General features: G+C 31.6%; 4 protein-coding genes and 1 other annotated feature. Of the genes, 2 read left to right on the top strand and 2 right to left on the bottom strand.

Features of this window, described 5'->3' with window-relative positions; all coding sequences use genetic code 11:
* Both AC1DUW_RS22570 and AC1DUW_RS22565 read right to left on the bottom strand, forming a co-directional pair.
* Positions 1-775 (bottom strand): HAMP domain-containing protein (locus tag AC1DUW_RS22570; protein WP_477643517.1); only part of this gene is annotated, 775 nt, incomplete at its 3' end.
* Positions 768-1,433: a response regulator transcription factor gene (locus AC1DUW_RS22565; protein WP_053345659.1), complete on the bottom strand. Its 666-nt coding sequence runs from the start codon at positions 1,431-1,433 to the stop codon at positions 768-770. The genes AC1DUW_RS22565 and AC1DUW_RS22570, both read right to left, overlap by 8 nt.
* A gap of 528 nt (positions 1,434-1,961) precedes the next feature.
* Positions 1,962-2,214, top strand: a binding site (T-box leader).
* A gap of 70 nt (positions 2,215-2,284) precedes the next feature.
* On the opposite strand from AC1DUW_RS22565, the gene AC1DUW_RS22560 reads away from it, so the two are divergent.
* Both AC1DUW_RS22560 and AC1DUW_RS22555 read left to right on the top strand, forming a co-directional pair.
* A complete protein-coding gene (locus tag AC1DUW_RS22560) occupies positions 2,285-3,109 on the top strand; it encodes an ATP-grasp domain-containing protein (protein WP_053345660.1) in 825 nt (274 codons plus the stop codon).
* A 610-nt stretch (positions 3,110-3,719) separates the two neighbouring features.
* Positions 3,720-3,881 carry a Fur-regulated basic protein FbpA gene (locus tag AC1DUW_RS22555; protein WP_053345661.1) on the top strand — a complete coding sequence of 54 codons (162 nt, stop codon included), beginning with the start codon at positions 3,720-3,722 and terminating at the stop codon, positions 3,879-3,881.
* The last annotated feature ends 170 nt before the right edge of the window (positions 3,882-4,051 follow it).

The following is a 4,051-nucleotide window of genomic DNA, read 5'->3' as shown; positions in this document are numbered from 1 at the left end:
CTATTTCTCTTTCTTTTTCAATGTCGCTTTGTAATTGCTGATTCGCTTTCTGTAAATCAAGCATAGTTTGTTGTAAATTAAGTGACATATCATTTAAACTATTGGATAATTCCCCTAATTCATCATTGGAACGAACCTCAATTTTTTCGGAAAAATCCAAGTTCGCCATCTTTTGTGCCCCTCTATTAATATAAATGAGTGGTCTTGTAATAAACCTCGAATATAAATAAGCACTTCCAACACCAATAACAACTACAATGATACTGATATAAGGAAGGAAACGTACCAAGACCTGTGAAGCTTCATTAATAGGCTGAAATGTTGCGGATACTACGAGTGTTAAGTTACCATCTTGGAATTGAATTGGCATGGCAACATCAAATGAATTGGAAAGGTAATTTGAATTTCTTAATGGCTTTGTATTATCGAATTTTACACCAGGTAATGCTTGAGTACTACCTTGAATAAAAGATAAAAAAGGAGAATAAATTATTGCTCCTTCATTATTTTGAAGGTAGATCATTGCGTTATTTTTTTGAGCGTATTCATCAAAAAGTGGTATTGCATTTTGAAAAGAAAGATCCTTAGATTTATCAATTATTTCTTCTATTCCTGTTTGAAGCTGGTCTGTTTTATACTGCTCATAAAATGTAGGGAGAAAGAAGTATAAAGTTAAATAGATCAGGACTGCAAAGGCTAACAAAATAAGGGATGTAACCAAAAAGAGTTTATAGGTAATCTTCTTCATCTTCATGATTTTTAATATCTTATTCATCGATTTTGTAACCAATTCCCTTTACTGTTTTAATGTAGGGTATTTCTAATTTTTTTCGTATGTTTTTAATATGTGTATCGATAATTCGTGTTTCTCCGTAGTACTCGTATCCCCAAACTTTTTCTACGATGCTTTCTCTTGTGAGTACTTTTTTCTCATTTTGAAGGAGTAGTTGCAGCATCTCAAATTCTTTTGTTGTTAAAGGTATTTCAACTTTATTTACATATACTTTATATGCATCACAATCGACATGAATTTCTTTAAAAACTAAATGATTAGCTGTACTTTGATCATAGCTTCTCCTCAGTACTGCTTCGACTCGTCTAATCAAAACATGAAAAGAAAAAGGTTTAGTTATATAATCATCGATTCCAAGATCAAAACCTTTCATTTGATCTTGTTCTTCTTCTAAAGCGGTTAGCATAATAATTGGTACATTTGACTGGTTTCGAATCATTTTGGCAACTTCAAATCCGTTAAGGTTTGGCATCATCACATCCAAAAGAATTAAATCAAAGGATTGCTTATTATATTGTTTCATTCCCTCTAATCCATCTGATGCAACTTCAACTGTATAGTGTTGTGTCATTAAAAATTGTTTAATTAATTCCTGAATCTCTTGATCATCCTCTACTACAAGAATATGATAGTTCCTCATGGTATCACCTCTTGTATCATTATAACCGTGTTATATGGAGTTAATGTGGAGAAGCATTCGATATTATACATAGAATAAATAAGGAGACTTAATAGGAAAACTATATTTATTTTTTACCAGCTAAATTCTTTCTTTATTAAATGCAAAACTGCTGTTGATGGCTCATCATTAAGATGAGAGTCGAATAAAAGTAGAAAAAATCAGCACCGTATTTAACTAAAGCACTCAATTGTTAATTGGAGAATGCAAAACAAGTTAGTTAATATTAATGAAGAAACTAGGTTCTTAACTCCATCACCACCATAGAAAGGATATGTTTCTTTTCTAGTATTCATCAGTATTATAAGGATGGATGAAGCCAGTACAGAAATCCCCTCTCTTTTTTTAACTAACGGGTGCAAGAGTTTAATAAGTTGCTGCTGATGATCCCTTTCTTATCGAGCTAAAGGGGCAGAAAATTAATTTCATCAAATAACCATTGATTTTAATTGCTGGTTAATATAAAATAATTCAAAATAATCTAATTTTAAAAATTCTATGAAGAGAAAGAGTACGTTATAGTTTCTGTTCCAAAGAGAGCTGGTGTTTTGCTGAAAGCCAGTGTCCAGATAATAACCGAAAATCATCTCTGAGAAGTAAAGCCGAATGTATTAGTAAGCTTTATCGGTTTCCTCCGTTACAAGGAACAACGTATGATTGTACGTTTGTAAGGGTAGTAAAGTGCTTTCGAAGCATTTTATTAAACAAGAGTGGTACCGCGAGTTAATATCTCGTCTCTTAATGAGACGGGATTTTTTGTTTTTTAATCCTTTTTAAATCAATGAAAATAAATGTAAAGAGGTGAAGGTGTAATGAAGACACTATTATTCGTAACAGATTTATACTATGAAGCAAAAGGAAGAAATTATTATGAGGAGGATTTGTTCCTTACTTCGAAGCTTAGAGAAGATTTTCAGGTGGTCATTTGTCATCCTGAAGATACCGAAACGTTTGAAAAAGATTTTGACTTAATTGTATTTCGAAATGCTGGTCCAGTAGCGAATTTTAAGGATAAGTATCAAGCATTCCGAAATAGAGTAGTTTCTGGTTATTTGAAAACATACAATTCATTTAACGGAAAGGCTGATATGAACGGGAAGGAATATTTAATTGAATTAACGAATGCTAAATTTCCTGTTATTCCAACTATCGATACTCTTGATTCTTTAGATAAACTCCCTAATGTAAAAACGTATATTGTAAAGCCGAAAGATGGTGCAGATTCTATCGGTATGGAATTTGTCACGAAAGATGAATTGAGAGATAAAGTTGATTCAGAATCAAAAAAAACATTGGTACAACCATTTATCAACTTTGAGTATGAGGTTTCATTTTATTTTATCGATAAAGAATTTCAGTATGCTCTTTATGCACCAGATAAAGAGCAAAGATGGGAATTAAAAGAATATGTGCCTACTGAAGAAGATTTAACTTTTGCTAACCGATTTATTGAATGGAATAATCTTGATTGGGGGATTCAACGAGTTGATGCTTGTCGGAATGAACAAGGTGAACTTTTATTAGTTGAATTAGAAGATTTAAATCCCTATCTTTCCTTATTAGAATTATCTGATGTAACACGTCAGAACTTTGTAGAAGCAATGAAAAAATCATTACAGAAAGCTCTTCAAGCTTAAATCAAGATGTTTTACCAAGGGACCTTATTAATATGGTCCTTTTTTCTTTGTGAAAAATCAACAGCATGTTATAACAGGTTTTTAAATCTCTTATTCCACTACTGAGTGTTTTCGTATAAAAGCACTTTATGGAGGCGTTCAAATATGTGGCAAGAGTATAAGGTTGTTTTTCCGGATTATCAAATCAGAGCAAATGACACTGTTTTATGTTATGAAGGGCAGATTTTTCCCCTGATGTCCCTGATAAAATTACATAACTCTGAAAAGTATCCGTGAAACACGTTTTGCTTAGGGGAGGGGTCTCGGAGTCATTTATTTATAAGTTCAGTCGAGTATATTTTTTAATTCATACTTGACATATATGTTTAATATAATTTAGTATAAACTTAAATATTCATACTAATAAAATGTGCTGACTAGATTACTAGAGGCTCTCTATTCAAGATGAAGTGTATCTTGGACAGAGGGCCTCTTTTGGCTATAGAAATCAACGGTATGGAAGGAGGTGGAACAGGAAGAAAACGCGTTTTACAACTAAAATTAACGGTATAATTCTTTGTTTTATACCACTATTCAACGAAATGATTTGATTATAAAAGGAGGCTACATCTTGGGGGAATTATTACGTAATGCTCTAAATAATAAAAAGGTTTTCCTGATAAACAAGTTAATAAATGAAGGGATTTATAAGAAAAATAACACTCATTTATTTGAAATGACTATATCTGATTTACAGGAAGAATATAATAAAATTAGTGATAAAAAAAGATGAGCGTTTGAAGCATTAAACGTATTCCGATAATAACCCAGAGTAAGATCATCTAATTTTAGTTAGTTTTAAAGATTATGGGGATATCTACCTTTTGAATTTCAGGTAATTTAGTGGAGTATTTTTTCTTAGGAGTTGTTTGTTTACATGAATTTACTTTGTAAAACTTATTC

It is taken from the genome of Peribacillus sp. P4_C12 (assembly GCF_056402095.1).
This window is presented reverse-complemented; position numbering and strand designations above follow the sequence as displayed.

Excerpts from the sequence above, each read along its gene's own strand:
- AC1DUW_RS22565 (WP_053345659.1), bottom strand. The coding sequence starts at position 1,433 with ATGAGGAACTATCATATTCTTGTAGTAGAGGATGATCAAGAGATTCAG.
- AC1DUW_RS22560 (WP_053345660.1), top strand. The coding sequence starts at position 2,285 with ATGAAGACACTATTATTCGTAACAGATTTATACTATGAAGCAAAAGGA.